Raw genomic sequence first — 18271 nt, 5'->3', positions numbered from 1 at the left:
GTTACGTACAAGTGTTCGTCTGATAGAACACCACACAACACAAGAGTAAAAGAGGGTTCCAATGTCCATAGAATCAAGCAATCCTTCGTTGATCCAATTGGTCTACGCAAGTGCCGCGACGGTGGAGTTCAGCGACGAAATGCTTCGCGAACTGTTGAGGTTCGCTCGCGACAACAACCACTCCTTGAATGTCACGGGCGTTCTGCTTTTCATCGACGGAACGTTCTTTCAAGTCCTGGAAGGCGAACCCCAGGTGGTCCATTCGCTGTATGAAAAAATCGAAAAGGACCCGCGACACACCAACGTACTGCAACTCGCCAGTCGCGAGATCGAAGAACGAAACTTCGGCCAATGGAGCATGGGCTACATCGAGAATGAAGACGAAGTCAAACAGCTTCCTGGGTTTGTCGATTTCTTCAACGAATCCCAACCACATCGACCTCTCACTGATCTGAAGGGCGACCACGAAAGAATCCAACTCATCCTGGAAGGATTCCGTCGAGGTAGGTGGCGCCGCCATGCCCAAGAATCCGCCGCGACCTAGTCCGGATGATTCATAGCCCGACGCTTAAGCGAGGGATACTCGGCAAATCCCTCGCTTACGCGTCGGATTATGAAGAACAAGCTGCCTTTCCCAACGGTGACATAACTCATTGCCAAGAATCTGCTTGCGCTAAAACCAATCGTTCGTATGAATAATCCGGGCTAGTCGCCCAAAACAATCTACCAACCACGACGACGAAAGAGAACGTTATGAAAGGCATTGTGTTTACCGAACTGATCGAGATGGTCGAAGCAGATCTCGGAATCGAGATCGCTGATCGCATGATCCAATCAGCCGACACACAGAACGACGGCGCATACACCGCTGTGGGAACCTATGATCACGCCGAACTGATTCGCCTGGTGATCGCGCTCTCTCAAGAGACAGGAGTGCCTGTTCCGGATCTCGTGCGTGCCTTTGGACGACACCTATTCTCTCGTTTTAATACGCTCTACCCACAATTCTTTCAAGGAGTTGAATCTGCCTTAGATTTCCTGCCGCTGATCGAAACCTACATCCACGTCGAAGTGCGCAAGCTTTACCCGGACGCCGAACTGCCTTCGTTCGAATGTGAGAAAACCAGCGATGGCGTACTGACGATGACCTATCAATCCAGTCGTCCTTTCGCGGACCTCGCCGAAGGCTTGATTCTTGCTTGTGTGGACCATTTCGATGACGTCGTTGCCGTACGTCGCACGGAGCTAGGAAAGATGGACGGTACACACGCTTGCTTTACACTGACTCCGACTGCAGTTCCCAAGGAACTCGGGACGGCGACGCCGTGTCCGATCTAGAACTTCTCCGCCGCCGATTCGATCGCGAACGTGCAGCGAGAAAAGAAGCCGAATCGTTGTTGGAAAAGAAATCAGCTGAAGTCTACCAGGCCAATCAACAATTACTTGAACTGGCCCAGCGGACAAAAGCAATTGTTGACACTGCCGCTGAAGGCATCGTGACTTACAACCGTGAGGGAGTCATTCAATCATGCAATCGCTCGGCAGAACGAATCTTTGACCGCGATTCGGCATGTGGGGCAAATATCCGAGAGTTGTTCGCGGCACCGGAGAACGCCGAACCCATTCTATTCCTCATCCCAGATGCTTGTCCCAGTATCTTCCCAGACGGTTCTGCAACGAGAGAACCTGTGGAACTGGTCGCTCAGCGACACAATCACGAACCATTTGCCTGTGAGATTTCGGTTGGCCGGACTCACCATACCCCCAATCTCGGAAACCCCAGTCTCGGAAACCCCGTCACCTACACCGCCCTCATCCGTGACCTTTCCAAACGCAAGTTGTTGGAAGCAAACCTGCAGCAAGCGAGAAAGATGGAGTCGATCGGGCAACTCGCTGCGGGAATCGCACACGAAATCAACACCCCCATTCAGTTTGTCAGCAGCAACCTTCAGTTCCTTCACGATGCTTTTAACGACGTTGGCGAACTGTTGGATTTGTTTGACGAGCTCGTCACCGCTGTCAAGAACAACGCCACGACTGACGGGTTGATCAAACAAATCAATGACCGAAGCGAACTCGTGGATCTGCCCTTCCTGCGTGAAGAGTTGCCTGATGCGATCGCCCAATCATTGGACGGCATCGAACGCGTCGCTGGTATCGTCAAAACAATGAAAGAATTCTCACAGTCGTCCAGCGGGTGTCGCACACCAGTCGACATCAATCAGTCCATCGAGAAAGCCCTGGCTGTTGCCGCCAATCAGTATTCAGATGTCGCCAAAATCTGCACCGAATTACAGTCAGACCTGGACAAAGCCCCATGCATGGAAGACCAATTCATGCAGGTGATTCTGATCGTCCTGGCAAACGCCGCTGACGCGATTTCCGAACACTGCGAACCCGGTAAAGGAACCATCCTGATTGGTACCGAGCAAATAGCGGACCGCATCCAAATCCGAATCACCGACAACGGTTGCGGTATCAAACCAGAGGTTCAAGAGCGAATCTTCGACCCCTTTTTCACCACCAAGGAAGTAGGCAAAGGTAGCGGGCAAGGCTTGGCGTTCGCTTACGACGTGATTGTCAACAAGCACAACGGCACCATCGCTGTCGAGTCTACCGAATCTGGATGCACGACCATCCTCATTTCGCTGCCCCTCTCTCACACGACGATCTTAACCGAGTCTCAAGAATGCATGTCCTACTGATTGAACACGATCCCACCTCGATTGAACTCTGGAGCCAACGCCTGCAACCACTCGACGTTGCCCTCACAACGGCTTCGTCGCTGGAGTCCGCATGCATCCAAGTCGATCAGATTCACTTTGCACTCGTGCTCTGCTGCATCCCCGTCGAGCAACCGGGTCCATTGGCCGATTCACAGGACAACATGAACCCGCTCGTCCAAAAAATACGAACTCGCAGTGTCTACACCGTCAGTGTCGTTGACCGACTGAATCATCCGATGATTCGCTCCGCATTCTCCTCAGGATTCGAAGACTGCCTGCACGAAGACTGCTCAGCGGAAGAACTACGCGCCAAAGTCGACCACGCCCGAAAACTCAAGCAAGCAGAAGAACGACTGGCCCAGGCACAAAAACTCGAATCGATCGGTGAACTAGCAGCCGGCATCGCTCATGAAATCAATACCCCCATTCAATACGTCGGCGACAATACACGTTTCGTTCAATCAGCGTGCAACGATCTGATCGCAATCCTCGCAACGTGCGAACAACTGGTTGCCACGGCGCAAAAGGAAGGGCATTGCCTGCAGGATCTCGACGACGCAGCCGGACAATTGCACGCCGCGATGCAAGCAGCCGATACAGAATACTTGGTCGATGAAATCCCCGCAGCAATCGACCAGACCCTCGACGGCGTCACTCGCGTCTCCAATATCGTTCGTGCAATGAAAGAGTTTGCGCACCCGGGGGCAACCGAAATGACTCTCACGGATCTTTCAAAATCCATTGAGAACACGGTCATGGTTGCAAGAAACGAATGGAAATATGTCGCCGATATGGTGACCCACTTCTCCCCAGACTTGCCGGCAGTCCCCTGCTTGCCCGGGGAGTTCAATCAAGTCCTGCTGAATCTCATCGTCAACGCGGCTCACGCCATCGGAGATTCACTCGGTGACTCTCCAGAGAAGAAAGGAACGATCACGGTCGAGACCCGACTGGCAAAGCCATTCGCAGAAGTCCGAATCTCAGACACGGGCTGTGGTATCCCACCAGAAAACATCGCGAGAATATTCACGCCGTTCTTCACGACCAAAGCCGCCGGCAAAGGGACCGGACAAGGGCTCGCAATCGCACATTCGGTGGTGGTCGAGAAACACAACGGAACGATCAACGTGGAAAGCCAACCAGGCCGTGGCACCACCTTTGTGATCCGTTTGCCGTTGGAACAATCCACAAAGCAAACCATCGCTAAATCGGCTCAAGCGACTCCAGAAAAATCAACCCAATCATGGGTCCACTAGCTTGAATGCTGCATCAGCCGGCACGCGATAGCGTCCGGTTCCTGAGCATACGAGTGAGAACCGGACGCTATCGCGTTGCGGCTAATGTACCAAACGGTAGCGTCCTCATTTAAACATAAACCAACTTGATACTTCCACTTACGTCGTAGTGGCAGACATCCCATGCAGTATCCGGGCTAGCGATTCGTTGGATCAATTCCGAGATGCAATCCAATCAAGAGGCAACCATCATGACAACCAAAGTGCTCTTCGTTGATGACGAAATCAATGTCCTGTCGGGACTCCGCCGCATGCTCCGAAACCAACGCAGTGTGTGGGAAATGCATTTCGCCAACGGTGGTGTGGAAGCCCTGGAGCTCCTTGAAAAGGAGACGTTCGATGTGATTGTGAGCGACATGCGAATGCCGATCATCGATGGCGCCGAACTACTCACTCGTGTTTCACAGCTGTACCCCAACACGGTACGACTCGTGCTGAGCGGCCAGTCTGAACACGAAAAAATTCTTCGTGCTGTCGGACCTGCGCACCAGTTCATGTCCAAACCGTGCGACCCGGATTCGCTGATCAAGACCATCGAACGCGCCTGCGGGCTTCGCAGCCAGCTCCAGGACGATTCGCTCAAGGATCTCATCTCACAACTCTCAACGCTCCCCAGTCTGCCAAAGATCTATCGCGAACTGGTTGCTGAACTGGAATCCGACGATGCCTCCCTCAATCGCATCGCACAAAAAATTGGATCAGACATCGGGATGACGGCCAAAGTACTGCAGCTGGTCAACTCATCCTTCTTTGGGCTGCCACAACATGTCAGTTGCCCCAAACACGCCGTGTCGCTACTAGGGCTCAACGTGATTCGTCCTCTCGTGTTGACCGCCAACGCATTCAGTCAGTTTCAAGAGTCCAATGTGCCAGGATTCTCTCTCGATCGCTTGCTGGAGCACAGCCTCGCTGTCGCAACCACCGCCAAACGGATCGCCGAGAAAGAATCCAATCAGGCGAGTACCGTCGACGATTCCTTCATCGCTGGGATGCTGCACGACATCGGAAAACTGGTCCTAGCCGCCAATTTGCCTACCCAGTACTCCGAAGCGATTCGTATTGCCAAGGATGAAGCCATACCACTTTGGCAAGCAGAAACTCGCGTCTTTCGATCCTCTCACGCGGAAGTCGGTGCTCACCTGCTCGGACTCTGGGGTTTGCCCAACCCGATCGTGGAGGCCGTTGCATTTCACCATCGTCCAGCGGACTCCTGCAGTGAATGCTTTACCCCATTGACGGCCGTCTACGTTGCCAATCTCGTTCGACATTCGCAACCTATCGACGGCGACGCCGCAACAGATGAAATGCCTGACCGTCAATACTTGACGATGATCAAGGAAGGGGACCGGCTCGAACACTGGGACTCCCTGTTTCATATGGAGCTGGCACCATGACCGACAAAGTCCTGCTGGTCGATGATGACCCGAATGTCCTGCAAGGATTCAAACGTCATCTACGCAAACGCTACGACATCACACTGGCTGTCGGTGGACATGCCGCATTGGAAGCGATAGCCCACGAAGGCCCCTTCGCGGTCGTCGTGTCTGACATGCAGATGCCGGAGATGTCGGGCGTCGAATTCCTCAGCAAAGTGCTGGAAATCAATCCGCACACCATCCGTGTGATGTTGACCGGCAATGCCGATCAAAAGACGGCTGTCGATGCGGTCAATGATGGCAAGATTTTTCGCTTTCTGAACAAGCCCTGCGAACCAGATGCGTTGGCACAAGCCCTCGATGCCGGCATCCAACAGTACCGACTGGTGACCGCCGAAGCCGAGTTGCTCAACAAGACACTCGCTGGCAGCGTTCGAATGCTGACGGAAGTGCTCTCGTTGACGATGCCCGATGCTTTCGGTTTGACGCAAGAAGCACGCAACTTGACTCGTGAGGTCGCCATTCGAATCGGCGTCGGCCCCCTTTGGCAAATCGAAATCGCCGCGATGTTGATGCGTGTCGGTTGTGTATCCATGCCGCAGGAGACATTGACCCAGTACCTCAGCGGACGACCACTGGCTGCCAGCGACCAAGCGTTCGTCGACGAGATGCCCAAACGCGGACAATCTCTCATCGCTGCCATTCCTCGATTGCAGGGGGTTGCCGACCTCATCCTGGCACAAAACGGAGCTCCCGCCGATCCGACCCCGATCGCGGCCCGGATCCTAAGAGCCGTCGGCGACTACCAACGATTTCGCAGCATCGATTCCCCCCGAGTCGCACTCCAGAAACTGAACAATGCCGAGATTTACGATCCATCCGTCGTTGAAATTCTGGCGAGTGTCATCTCGGAAAACCAAGTAGACGTTGAAGTTGCGATTGATGACCTTCGAGACGGGATGATCCTGTCGGCAAACGTGCTGGATCGATCCGGCCGCCTGCTCCTTGCAAGCGGAATCGAAGTGCACCAAGCGATGATTCATAAACTGCAAATGTTGCAACGATCCGGGATGGGCGTCGAAGAACCCATCCGTGTGCTGATCACTCGCGACTCGGCTCCGGCTCCCATCACCACCCCCGAAACAATCGAACTTTCCCCCAACTTCTTTCAAGAGGATTGATCCCATGACCTCCATCCTAGTGGTCGACGACGACGTGAACTTGCTGAACGGTCTCAGACGTGTCCTCAGGGACCAGCCCTACGACTTGTTTGTCGCCAATTCCGCAGAAATGGCCATCAGCATGTTGCAACGCCATCACTTTGAGCTGGTCGTTTCCGATCAACAAATGAGTGGCAAAACAGGAAACGAGCTGATTGCATGGATCGCCGAGAATTCGCCCGAAACGGTCCGCATCATGCTCACCGGACGACCGGATGTTGAGGTGATGACCGACGCGATCAACCGCGGCCGCGTGTTCAAGTTCTTGACCAAACCCTGCCACGCTTTTGAGCTGGCGATGGTCATCCGCGAAGGCCTTCAGCTTGCAGCAACTCCTCGTTAAGAGACCCCCATGCGTCAACATCGAATCTTGTTCGTCGATGATGAAATCAACGTCTTGCGATCCTACGCCCGCTCTTTGCGAGGCTATGACGCGAGCTGGGTGCTTTCGTTCGAGGATTGTCCGCTCAAGGCTCTGGGGCGGATACAAAACGAGCCCTTTGATGTCGTCGTATCAGACGTTCGCATGCCAGGCTTGACCGGCATGGAGTTGCTGCAGGCGATCAAGGAGAACCCTTCCACTCACGATGTCCCAGTCATCATTGTGACCGGCGAAGCCGATGGGACGCTGAAGCGTCAGGCGATCGATAGGGACGCAGCCGATCTGCTGAACAAACCCGTCCACACGGATGACCTCATCGCTCGGCTCAAGAGTGTCCTGAGAATGAAGCAATTCTCGGATCAACTCAAGGAAAGCAATGAGCGACTGGAACAACGGGTACGACAGCGAACCGCCGAACTGTACGCATCACGACTGGACATCATTTGGCGTCTCGGCAAAGCGTCTGAGTTCCGCGACGAGGAAACCGGCGACCATGTGATCCGCGTCGGCGGCTACAGTCGAGCGATTGCCAAAGGCTTGGGCATGAGCGAATCGTTCTGCGAAAACATTTTCCTCGCCGCGCCGCTGCATGACATCGGCAAAATCGGTATCCCCGACTCCGTCCTCTTGAAACCTGGACGCCTGACCAATGACGAGTGGCGAGTGATGCGAAGCCACTGCAACATGGGCGTGGCGATTCTGACCGAACCGAGCAAGTTCACTCGTGTGGCCGGAACGGAGCAAGTGGATGAGACATCATCTTTGGGTACCGAGTCGATGGCGCCATCGGCCAACTCGATCATCCAACTGGCTGCGCAAATCGCAGCCACACATCATGAGAAGTGGGACGGATCAGGCTACCCCAACGGACTCCACGGCGACGCCATCCCCCTTGCCGGACGCATCGTTGCCGTTGCCGACGTCTACGACGCCCTGCGAAGTCATCGACCCTACAAAGAACCATTCAGCGTGCAACGCTCGCTAGAAATCATCCGCGAAGGCGCCGGCTCTCACTTCGATCCAGCAGTCGTACACGCCTTCCTGGAATGCTTTGACGAAATCGAAAAGATCGAACAACAATTCAGCGACCTCATGGCCCCCATCACCATGGCCGAGTATGCGACAGAGGAGCCCGGCGTGCCTACCGTGTTGCATTGAATTTCGGTCTCAAGCAAATCAGACCGGTCGCTTCAGCAACTGTCACTGTCCATCTGAATCACTGTCCGTCTGAATCCTGGGCAATCACAATTTCGATCGGCTTGGTTTGATCCTGAGGAATCTCGATTTCTAGGCCGCTGGTGTAGTAATCCGCGTACCGACGCGGCACCGTATTCCCATGCGTATGGGCTTCTTTGGCCAAGTCTTCGGTCATCACGATTTGCACGACGACAATCTCGTAAGATCCGGCCAAGTGAGCCCGTCAGAGTTTCGCAAGATTCAACTCACTCGAAGCGAAACTTGTCCCGATCTCAATTACACGATCCGCCCAAAACTCAAAAACACGGAATAGATTTTGGACGCGTGCTAAGGAGTTCATGCCTTTTAAATCCATGTCGAAACCGACGTTCAATTTCAAACGAAAATCGCTGCCGTAGAAAAACGCGTTTTCCGGAACTGGACATCTACGGGGTATGAATCCCATAAGTCCATCAGCCCGCAAAATGCGATTCAATTTCCAATTCTATCATGGATCAGGTGGCAGCTCCGGGCAATCATCCTCACATTGCGTGCTCGGCACCTCACAGCCATCGAACTGCTCAATGCAATTCAAGAACGGACCATTTCCGCTGGGGCAAAACGCTTTGCGAACAATTTTGGTGAGGCCTTGATATGTCTTATTCATTGACACTTCGGACGTAATATTATTATTACAGCTACCGCCGCAGTACTTAATCTTTACGCAGTGGACAGTCGTTGTGGCTTGAGCCCTGTCGAATAAAGCATCTGGGCCAAATTCTTCACACATATAAAACGCCCCTGACTGCACAATCCCCTCGTATTTATTAGGCGGGCAATCATAATTCATCGTCCAAAATCCATTCTGATGCTGAGCAATCCCCATACTGTCGAACACATGCTCGGACAAACAAAGTTCAGTATTGCAAAGGTGATCGGCGAGCCCAAACGCGTACTCACTGCATTCGTCGTCGGCTTGTTCATAGCATTGCGAGTATGCAGGCCCCATCTTAAATGCAACGCACGGTTTACTGAGCACTATTTATGACAAGATGCGAAATAGAGATTTCATCGCAACACCTTCGTGTTAGGGTATAGGAACAAAGGAGGTTTGGAGGTTTTCTTCAAGCCTTTCCTTGGAGAACACAAACTTTCCCTCGGGCGGATTGACGAACTTCCAATCCATTTGGAAATCTAGTCGCCGCTTACCAGACTTGTACAATGCACGAGCAGGTACCCAGTAGCCGTTAACTTGTTCCAGGTAAACCGTGCATTCGCTTATTACAGACTCACCAACATATCCTCCATCACTACGAGCCGACGCCTTGGATGGGCTAGCGAAGCGGGCTCGGGTAACCCAGTAATCTCGATCAACTTCAACACACAAAACGCATCCGCCATAGTTGAAGTATCGCGCGCGATTGACAACTGGTTGAAATGATTTTGGCAGGTCCTTGTGTTTTATTTCCAGGATATCTACCTCCTCGGCTGCAAGATAGTTGGGAATTACCTTGTCGAAAGGCGTGTTCCGATCGACGTCTGCGTAGAATGCAAAACCAAAGGCCCTCCATTCAAAAGGTACAAACAAAGAAGTGTTTGGCGAAGTACCAACAGCAATTTTTCTGGTCCGGTCAGACACAGGTAAACGTGCCAGTGCTAATTGAGGCGAAAACAATGCGCCACCCCGATACTGAATACCATCGTCGGTTTGGATGGCAATTCCATTTCCAGGGGTTGCGCCCCATGGGTTTGGGTCTTTTGCCTTCTTACCAAAGGTATGCAAAAACCAGTGAATACTAAGGCTTTGCCTTTCATCGTACGCAAACACACCCTCCTTTTTCCACTCGAAGTCTTCTCCCTCTTCCTGGTATTGCACTATTGTATACTTAAACTCTCCTGAAGATACTTCCGCACGCGCGGCGACCGATTCAAGCACTATTGCGTGAAATCCTTGCTTGGATGACAGCATGCCGTCATCTGCCTTGCCCGTGGTAGGTGTCGTGATACCGTGGAGAATCAGGACACATGCAATTATCCTCAATGACCGAATAGCTCGAAATGCTGTCATATATCAGTTCCAGAAAAGTGGATGGTTGACAAAGGAATTTCAAACGCATTGCCGTTCATCTTCGTTGACAATGAAGCGGGAGCCTGTGTCAATCCGATTGGTGAGAACTCAAGACGGTACAATTGAGGGGATAGACTTGTCGTTGTATACGGCGCACGCGTTAGCTCACCCTACATTAACTCAAATAGCGGTGAATCCGTAGGCGGAGTCAATAACCTTGCGATCAGAACTATTCTCCCGTTCACCACGCGAGGGCTCTGTGGGCTAATGGAAACCTGTTCCTTCTTAAGCACCACGACACGCTCGGTAATACTATGCGAATCAGCAGGATCACCGTCTTCACGAGCGACCAAAACCATTTGGAGGGGGCGGTCGACTATTACATCGTTTTTTAGGGCAACCCTGCAATGCTCAGCACTGGAAGCTTCACCGCTAGGGCCCATTGGTGTTCGAGTAACCTCTCCCTCAACACCCGAAACCGTTAAAGAAACACGGCTTAAGTCAAACCCACGAAACCCGCGCAAAACAAAGTCAAGATACTTCTCAGACCTTTCATTTGGATCTACTGTCAAACGCCTAATCGGCATATATAACTCAAAGCGATTAGTTACCAAGAAGGTAAATTCAATTCTCTTTGCAATTTTTTCGCCGGAGGATGTCCGGCAGTGCAAAATCACACTTTTTTCGTTGGGTCCAGACATGGGACCGGTCTTGATTGATAATGAAAACCGACAGGTCTTGCCTGGATCAATCTTCGCATTAGTTGTTGATACCGCCATGCATCCGCAAGAAACGGTAGCCTCAAGAAGAGTGATAGGTTCCGTCGTTGGATTTCTTAGCTCAATCGAAACTGGATTGGTCGAGCTTGACGCGAGCGTACCCAGCGGAACTCTTTGCCTTTCGCTCACAATATCCACAACAGCGGTCACACGCCCCGCAGCTCCAGAAAAGGAGGGCGATGCATCGTCTGCTTTGAGGGGAACACAAAACACCAAAATGCAATAGGGATGCAGATAAGCTTTCGAATCATAGCTTTCTCACAAATTTGGTGTGGATTGCCAGCAGGGCGATTGCGCCACACTGGGTAATTTGCGAAGATGAGCGAAGATTCGTGTTTGGGTCGCTGAGATGCAGTGGCTGGGCGAATCGACTCGCTCAGGATTGGCTTGATGGAACGCTCTGCTTCACTGATTGAAAAACTTAATACCGTTTCCGATCCACGACCGGGCGAGCCGATTTATCCGCTTGTCAATATTCTCTTTATGACGATCTGTGCGGTGATCGCTGGTGCGGATGATTTCGTTGCGATCGCTAAGTTTGCCAACACAAAGAAAGAATGGTTCTCCAAGTTCCTGGATATGACCGCAGGAGTTCCATCGCACGATCGTTTCAACGCCATCCTCAATGCGGTCAAACCTGAAGAGTTTGAACCGATGCTGCTCGAATGGATCACTCAGCTTCACAAGATCACCGATGGCCAAGTCATTGCGATCGACGGCAAGACTCTTCGCAGAAGCTACGACACTGCGACCGGCAAAGCTGCCATCCACATGGTCAGTGCATGGGCGACGGCTAACCACATCAGCCTTGGACAAACGGTGGTCGATGCGAAGAGCAACGAGATCACAGCGATTCCTAAATTGCTGGAAATCATCGACGTTTCCGGAGGTTTGGTAACGATTGATGCAATGGGCTGCCAAACAGAGATCGCTGCAAAGATCGTTGACGAAGGTGCGGACTATTGCTTGGCAGTGAAAGGGAACCAACCGACACTTCACGAGGGAATCAAGGCCTTCTTCTTGGATCATCTTGAGGATGACTTTGCCCGAATCGAGGTGTTTGAACATCACACGAAGGAGACCGATCACGGACGTGTGGATGAGCGTAGCTACTACTTGTGCAAGGTTCCCAGCGATCTTCCAGACGCCAGTCGTTGGAAAAATCTCAGTGCCATCGGTATGTCGATCAACAACACGGAACGTCGAAAGGGCGACGAGATCGCAGTGCGTTATTACATACTCAGCAAAACACTTGAAGGAGAATCGTTTGCCTGTGCTGTGCGTAACCACTGGGGCATCGAGAACAGCTGTCATTGGCAGTTGGACGTGACGTTTGGCGAAGACCAATGTCGCATTCGCAAAGGTCATGGTGACGAGAACTTCAGCACGCTTAGACGGACGGCCTTACGCTTGCTCAAGCAAGAGAAAACTGCGAAGTGTGGAGTCAAGAACAGGCGGCTCACCGCCGGGTGGGACGATGACTACATGGAAAAGGTCGTTTTCAGTCGGTAAATCGCCGTGCAATCGCCCTGCCTCATGGCCCCCGTCACCATGACCGAGTATGCGACAGAGGAGGTCGGCTGACAGGTCTCCTTGCCGCAGTGGTCCTTGCCGCAGTGGTCCTTGCCGCAGTGGTCCTTGCCGCAGTGGTCCTTGCCGCAGTGGTCCTTGCCGCAGTGGTCCTTGCCGCAGTGGTCGGCGTTGGCCAGCGTTTGCGTCGATAGCGTTCACAACCAAGGCGGCGCCCCCCCCTCTTGCCGGTTGACTCTTGACGACCCCGCAACTATTCTGAAAAGTGAATTTTCCGCATCTTCCCTTCGTTGCTTTGCGTTCGTGAACGTCGATGCCACCCAGGTTGCACAAACGCTTGTCATCTGCCGTCTCCAAGCTGGTACTGCTATCGGTTGTGTTATGGGCTGCGCCCGTTCCGATGGGACATTGTCACAGCGACGGCGGGCTTGGTTGGTCCGAGCAACAGATGGCGTTGCATCTGCAAACTTGTCATGGCGGACTTGCCAACGCTGACGACTGGCCATCGGGCTGGCATTGGCATTGGGTCCTTCGGATGGACACCGTCATGAGGGTCACTGACATCGGGGGCGATGACAGTGGTTCCAGGGCACTATGCATCCCTTCGCTGGACAACATGAATTTCGCAGCCAGCGACCATCCCTGCGAGTCGAAGCTGGACGCTTGGATTTGGCAAAGTTCTATCATTTCGCCTCCCGTCCCGATGAACCATCGTCACTCTTTCACGACGACTGGCTTACTGGCGTTTCGCCACTCTCTGCCTGAGCTTCTTGGCGTCATTCGTTGTTAACTCAGCGAGTCCTCTGATCGCGTTGGGTTGCTCGCGAACGAGTCTTTGATCCTGTCGGCTGGTTTGCCTGCTCGGTCGTGTATTGATGTGTCATGACGAGCGGTCTCACATCATTGCCGACACCGTCTGCATCCATCTCGCGCGTGGCAAGCCAGCAAAATCACTGAAGCCAAACGTTGCCGTTTACCTGCCTTGTCTTTCTCGACAAAAACATTCTTGCCGGAGTCCTCATGATCAATCGAAACTACCTCCTGTCCTTTACCTGGCATCGCAGGCATGGCCGTTTGATGCTGGCCTTGATAGCAGCACTTCCACTGAACTCAGGATGGCATGCTGTTTCGGCTCAGCCGCCTGAGCCCCCTGCGAAAGCGATCGATTCCGACGCGCCGGCCGTCATCAGCCTGCCAAAGGACCAATGGCGGGCATCTGGAATCCAGCTCGCGCCAGTACGTCACGAACCTTTTGAGAAGACTTTGCGGCTGACCGGAAAAATCTCGCTCAACCAAGATCGCGTGGCTCACATCTATTCGATGGTTGAGGGGACCGTCGATGATGTATCCGTCCGACTCGGACAGACCGTCAAATCAAACGATCGATTGGCGGTGATCCACAGCCGCGAAGTAGGTTCGGCCAAGCTTACTCTTTATCAAGCTCGACTGCAGCTAGAGCTTGCCCGCGCCAAGAATGACTTGCAATCCGCGATCGCTACGAACGCCACTGAGTTGCTGCAAGCATTGCGAGCCAACGTCGATATCCAAGAGATAGAGTCTCAATTCCGCGATCGTCCAATGGGCGATTTTCGCGAGCGTGCCCTGGCATCCTATGCGGCATTCTTGAAGTCGGAGGCGGATGTCGAGCGTCTGAAGGGAGTTTCCCAATCGGGTGCCGTTTCCGGGAAAACGCTGCTGACAGCGACCGCAAAACGCAACGCCGACCAAGCAACCTTTCAAGCTCGCATCGAACAGATTCACCACGAGTTACGGACCACCACCTTGATGTCCAACCAGGCCGTCAAGGAGGCCGAAGCCAAGGTACTGGTTGCTGCAACCAACCTGCAAATTCTAAACGTCGATGCAGAAGACATTGCAGAGATTGACCCCGCGAAACAGGGCGAAACGCTTTCTCATTACGCGATCCGAGCTCCCTTTGATGGCACGGTACTGTCAAAGGATGTCGTGCTGCGAGAGCAAGTGCGTCCCGATGTGATGTTGCTCAGCATTGCTGATCTGTCCACCGTTTGGGTCACCGCGAACGTTTACGAAGAGCATCTGCCGTTCTTGGATTCCTTCAAAGACCAGACGATCACGCTGCACAACGACGCATTGCCTGACCACATTTTCAACGCCAAGGTTTTCTACACCGGCGAGATCATGGACGAAGCCACTCGCACAATTTCGCTGCGGGCGATCGCGGAAAACGCTGACCACCGCCTAAAACCCGGCATGTTTGTCAACATCGAATTGCCGATCCGACAATCCGAATCCGTCGTGATTCCTGCGACAGCGGTGCAGCAGCACGAGGGAAAGCAGTTCGTCTTTGTACATCAAGGAAACGATCAATTCCTGCGTCGAGATGTCATCGTGGGACCGACAAGCGGGAATTCCATCGTCATTCGTTCAGGTCTGCAGAAAGGTGAGTCGGTCGTGACCGCCGGCGGATTCATCTTGAAGTCACAATTACTCGCTGATTTGTTAGGAGATGAATAAGATGGTCAACTTCGTCATCGATTTTTCTCTCAACAACCGATTCATTGTCATCCTGTCGTCACTGGCGATTCTTGGGATGGGATTTTTCGCCGCCGCAACGATCCCGCTTGACGCGGTTCCCGACCTGACAAACGTGCAAGTGCAAGTGCTTACCAACTCGCCCGCTCTCGGCCCGGTCGAAGTCGAACAGTTCATTACGTTCCCGATTGAAAACGCGATGAGCGGGATCCCCAAGGTCGATGAGATCCGGTCGATCAGTCGCTTCGGACTCTCGGCCGTCACGGTCGCATTCGAAGAGGGGACCGACATCTATTGGGCGAGAAACTTGATCAGCGAGAGACTGCTGAAAGCTCGCGAAGATATCCCGCCAGGAATGGGCACGCCGGAACTCGGGCCGATTGCCACGGGGATGAGCGAGATCTATCAGTTCGAAGTTCGCGCCGAACCAGGATACGACCATTCGCTAACCGATCTTCGTACCGTGTTGGATTGGCAAATCGCGTTTCAACTTCGCAGCGTTCCTGGCGTGATCGAAGTCAACACGTTCGGCGGATCGTTAAAGACGTACGAGGTGCAGATTGACCCTGCCAAGTTGCAAAACTATGACATTTCGTTGACCCAAGTCATGGATGCGCTGCAGCAGAACAATGGGAATGCCGGCGGCGGATACATCGCGCACAATGCCGAGCAACGGTTGATTCGAGGCGAAGGCTTGGTTGGATCGCTCGACGACATTCGAATGATCGTCTTGGAGAGTCGCGAAGGAACTCCGATTCGCATCGCCGACATCGCCAACGTCGAATTTGCCCCGATGCTTCGCCAAGGAGCAGTGACTCGCGATGGGAACCGCGAGGCAGTCGTCGGCATGGTGATGATGCTGATGGGGGGCAATTCGCGTCAGGTCGTCGGCGATGTAAAAGCCAAGATCTCAGAAATCCAGAAAACGCTACCCACAGGCATCGTGATCGACACGTTCTACGATCGAACGGAACTGGTCGCCAAAACGATTCACACGGTCGGCGAGAATATCGGATTGGGCGTGATTCTTGTGATTGTGACCCTGTTTGTGCTGTTGGGTGACGTGCGAGCCGGGTTGATTGTGGCGGCAGCAATTCCGTTGTCTGCGATGTGTGCGTTGATCGCGATGCGTTATGCCGGTGTTTCAGCCAACCTGATGAGCCTCGGCGCGGTCGACTTTGGCGTGATCGTCGACGGGGCAGTCGTGATGGTCGAGAACTGTGTTCGACGGGCCATGCAATATCAAAAAGAACACGACGGCGATCATGTTCCCGAAGGCGTTTTCCGTGAATCGGCAAAGGAGGTCGGTAAGCCCATACTCTTTGCAGGACTGATCGTGATCATCGTTTTCCTTCCGATCCTGAGTTTGCAAGGAATGGAAGGCAAGATGTTTCGGCCGATGGCTTTCACTTTCATGACGGCACTCTCGTCGGCATTGATCCTGTCGGTGACCGTGATGCCCGTGTTGGCGTCATTGTTTCTCGCTCGACGCGTGAAACAGCGTGAGACTTTTGTGGTTCGCCAGTTGAAATCAACCTATCGACCGATGCTGATGTTCGCCATGAAAAAGCCGCTCTTGATGTTCGGCAGTTCGGTCGTATTGTTTGTGGGCAGTGTTATCCTGGCCAGTGGATTCGGTGTGGAGTTTGTACCCAAGCTGGACGAGGGTGACATTGCCATCCAAGCAACACGACTGCCCAGCGTCTCACTCGAAACGTCCATCGACATGACCAAAGCGATGGAACGCACATTGCTGAAGTTTCCTCAAGTCGAGACGGTCGTTTCTAAAACCGGCCGTCCAGAGATTGCCAACGACCCCATGGGTGTTTATCAAACGGACATCTTTGTCAGACTCGACCCGAATGCCGACTACGGTGAAGGTCGCTCCAAAGCCGATTTGATCGAGGAAATGCAAGCCGCGTTGATCAAAGAAGTTCCCGGTAATGCGTTTAGCTTTACGCAACCGATCGAATTGCGAGTCCAAGAGCTGGTTGCGGGAGTGCGAAGCGATATTGGACTGAGCCTTTACGGAGATGATCTCGACGTGCTCAAGGCCAAAGGTGATGAACTCGTTCGCGCCCTCAATCAAGTCGACGGGGCGGCCGATGTGGCGGCCCAGCAGATCGCCGGACTATCCTACCTGCGTGTCAAAGTCCGACGACAGGACCTGGCTCGCTACGGCATCAACACTCGCGAAGTGCTCGATGCCGTTAGCTCGGTTGGCGGTATCCCGGTCGGACAAGTGTTCGAGGGGCAACGACGCTTTCCACTACAAGTTCGATTGCGTCCTGAGTCTCGCCAAAACACCGAGCAACTCCTCGCGTTGAAAGTGGATGACTCCGAAGGTCGGCCCATCCCGATCTCTCAGCTCGCAGACATCATCACCGAAGATGGACCGGTTGAAATCAGTCGTGACGCTGTCCGTCGTCGATTGCTCGTTCAGTGCAATGTACGCGGCCGTGACTTGGCAGGATTTGTCGCCGAGGCTCAGAAGGTTGTTGACCAGCAAGTCGATTTGCCACCCGGCTACATGCTCCGTTGGGGTGGACAGTTTGAGAATTTGCAGCAAGCGACTCGGCGTTTAGCCATCGCCGTACCGGTCGCGTTGACGCTGATTTTTGCCTTGCTCTACATGACTTTCAGTTCGGTCAAACTGGCGATGCTGATCTATTTGAACGTCCCCATTGCTGCCACCGGCGGTGTGCTTGCCCTGTGGGCACGCGATCTACCATTTTCGATCTCCGCAGGCGTCGGCTTCATCGCATTGTTCGGTATCGCAGTCATGAACGGCGTTGTTTTGATCGAGCACGTGCGGCATTTGCGTCATGCCGGTGACTCGCAACGCGATGCGGTCGTTAACGGAGCAATTGATCGTTTGCGACCCGTTCTGATGACGGCGATGTGTGGTGCGTTGGGGTTCATACCGATGGCACTTTCCTCCAGCTCCGGTGCCGAAGTCCAGCGACCGCTCGCTACGGTGGTCATCGGGGGCTTGATCACATCGACGGCCCTCACGCTGCTGGTATTGCCGACCATTTACCGATGGTTTGAACCCAAACAGATCGAGCCGGAAGCTTACGATAAGACTCAGTTTGTTCATTAATCTCCCTAGCAACACGAGCGGCAAGTGAAAACGCACCGTTGGTTCGAGCCCGACGTGCCTGCCGTGTTGCGTTGAATTTCGGTCTCAAGCAAATCAGACCGG

16 protein-coding genes are annotated in these 18271 nt (G+C 53.3%); 12 read left to right on the top strand and 4 right to left on the bottom strand.

Annotation, left to right across the window (positions count from 1 at the left end; translation table 11 throughout):
* Nucleotides 1–61 precede the first annotated feature (61 nt).
* The 8 genes from Pla52nx_RS08210 to Pla52nx_RS08175 all read left to right on the top strand — a co-directional run bounded on the left by Pla52nx_RS08210 (nucleotide 62) and on the right by Pla52nx_RS08175 (nucleotide 8157).
* The gene (locus tag Pla52nx_RS08210) at nucleotides 62–544 is read left to right on the top strand and encodes a BLUF domain-containing protein (protein WP_146523640.1); all 483 of its coding nucleotides are present in this window, start codon (nucleotides 62–64) and stop codon (nucleotides 542–544) included.
* A gap of 209 nt (nucleotides 545–753) precedes the next feature.
* The gene (locus Pla52nx_RS08205) at nucleotides 754–1338 is read left to right on the top strand and encodes a heme NO-binding domain-containing protein (RefSeq protein ID WP_146523639.1); all 585 of its coding nucleotides are present in this window, start codon (nucleotides 754–756) and stop codon (nucleotides 1336–1338) included.
* Nucleotides 1326–2705 (top strand): PAS domain-containing sensor histidine kinase, encoded by a 1380-nt coding sequence (locus Pla52nx_RS08200; RefSeq protein WP_146523638.1) that lies wholly within the window; start codon nucleotides 1326–1328, stop codon nucleotides 2703–2705. Before Pla52nx_RS08205 ends, Pla52nx_RS08200 begins: the two co-directional genes overlap by 13 nt.
* A complete protein-coding gene (locus tag Pla52nx_RS08195; RefSeq protein ID WP_197455140.1) occupies nucleotides 2690–3982 on the top strand; it encodes a hybrid sensor histidine kinase/response regulator in 1293 nt (430 codons plus the stop codon). The genes Pla52nx_RS08200 and Pla52nx_RS08195 overlap by 16 nt, the downstream gene beginning before the upstream one ends.
* Before the next feature lie 230 nt (nucleotides 3983–4212).
* Entirely contained in the window at nucleotides 4213–5415 is a 1203-nt protein-coding gene (locus Pla52nx_RS08190) for a response regulator (protein WP_231742838.1), read from the top strand.
* Complete coding sequence (locus tag Pla52nx_RS08185) at nucleotides 5412–6578, top strand: response regulator (protein WP_146523635.1); 1167 nt, start codon at nucleotides 5412–5414, stop codon at nucleotides 6576–6578. Before Pla52nx_RS08190 ends, Pla52nx_RS08185 begins: the two co-directional genes overlap by 4 nt.
* 4 nt (nucleotides 6579–6582) lie before the next feature.
* Entirely contained in the window at nucleotides 6583–6960 is a 378-nt protein-coding gene (locus Pla52nx_RS08180) for a response regulator (RefSeq protein ID WP_146523634.1), read from the top strand.
* Between the two features lie 9 nt (nucleotides 6961–6969).
* The gene (locus Pla52nx_RS08175) at nucleotides 6970–8157 is read left to right on the top strand and encodes an HD domain-containing phosphohydrolase (protein ID WP_146523633.1); all 1188 of its coding nucleotides are present in this window, start codon (nucleotides 6970–6972) and stop codon (nucleotides 8155–8157) included.
* A 58-nt stretch (nucleotides 8158–8215) separates the two neighbouring features.
* Here the strand turns inward: Pla52nx_RS08175 and Pla52nx_RS08170 are convergent, their stop codons facing one another.
* The 3 genes from Pla52nx_RS08170 to Pla52nx_RS08160 form a co-directional block, all read right to left on the bottom strand.
* Complete coding sequence (locus Pla52nx_RS08170; RefSeq protein WP_231742837.1) at nucleotides 8216–8410, bottom strand: hypothetical protein; 195 nt, start codon at nucleotides 8408–8410, stop codon at nucleotides 8216–8218.
* Between the two features lie 852 nt (nucleotides 8411–9262).
* Nucleotides 9263–10243 carry a hypothetical protein gene (locus tag Pla52nx_RS08165; protein WP_146523632.1) on the bottom strand — a complete coding sequence of 327 codons (981 nt, stop codon included), beginning with the start codon at nucleotides 10241–10243 and terminating at the stop codon, nucleotides 9263–9265.
* 170 nt (nucleotides 10244–10413) lie between these two features.
* Complete coding sequence (locus Pla52nx_RS08160; RefSeq protein WP_342190423.1) at nucleotides 10414–11151, bottom strand: DUF1573 domain-containing protein; 738 nt, start codon at nucleotides 11149–11151, stop codon at nucleotides 10414–10416.
* A gap of 261 nt (nucleotides 11152–11412) precedes the next feature.
* Between Pla52nx_RS08160 and Pla52nx_RS08155 the strand changes: the two genes are divergently transcribed.
* Nucleotides 11413–12534: an ISAs1 family transposase gene (locus tag Pla52nx_RS08155; protein ID WP_342190363.1), complete on the top strand. Its 1122-nt coding sequence runs from the start codon at nucleotides 11413–11415 to the stop codon at nucleotides 12532–12534.
* Here the strand turns inward: Pla52nx_RS08155 and Pla52nx_RS32895 are convergent.
* A complete protein-coding gene (locus Pla52nx_RS32895; protein WP_425289852.1) occupies nucleotides 12504–12731 on the bottom strand; it encodes a hypothetical protein in 228 nt (75 codons plus the stop codon). The two genes, Pla52nx_RS08155 and Pla52nx_RS32895, sit on opposite strands and share 31 nt — an antisense overlap.
* 134 nt (nucleotides 12732–12865) lie before the next feature.
* On the opposite strand from Pla52nx_RS32895, the gene Pla52nx_RS08145 reads away from it, so the two are divergent.
* The 3 genes from Pla52nx_RS08145 to Pla52nx_RS08135 all read left to right on the top strand — a co-directional run bounded on the left by Pla52nx_RS08145 (nucleotide 12866) and on the right by Pla52nx_RS08135 (nucleotide 18169).
* On the top strand, nucleotides 12866–13342 hold the full coding sequence (locus Pla52nx_RS08145; protein WP_146522539.1) for a hypothetical protein: 477 nt from the start codon (nucleotides 12866–12868) through the stop codon (nucleotides 13340–13342).
* A gap of 230 nt (nucleotides 13343–13572) precedes the next feature.
* On the top strand, nucleotides 13573–15048 hold the full coding sequence (locus tag Pla52nx_RS08140) for an efflux RND transporter periplasmic adaptor subunit (protein WP_146522538.1): 1476 nt from the start codon (nucleotides 13573–13575) through the stop codon (nucleotides 15046–15048).
* Between the two features lies 1 nt (nucleotide 15049).
* The gene (locus Pla52nx_RS08135; protein ID WP_146522537.1) at nucleotides 15050–18169 is read left to right on the top strand and encodes an efflux RND transporter permease subunit; all 3120 of its coding nucleotides are present in this window, start codon (nucleotides 15050–15052) and stop codon (nucleotides 18167–18169) included.
* The last annotated feature ends 102 nt before the right edge of the window (nucleotides 18170–18271 follow it).

The sequence above is a fragment of the Stieleria varia genome (assembly GCF_038443385.1).
GTDB lineage: Bacteria > Planctomycetota > Planctomycetia > Pirellulales > Pirellulaceae > Stieleria > Stieleria varia.
The sequence above is the reverse complement of the archived record's forward strand: the minus strand, read 5'-3'. Positions and strand labels throughout refer to the sequence as shown.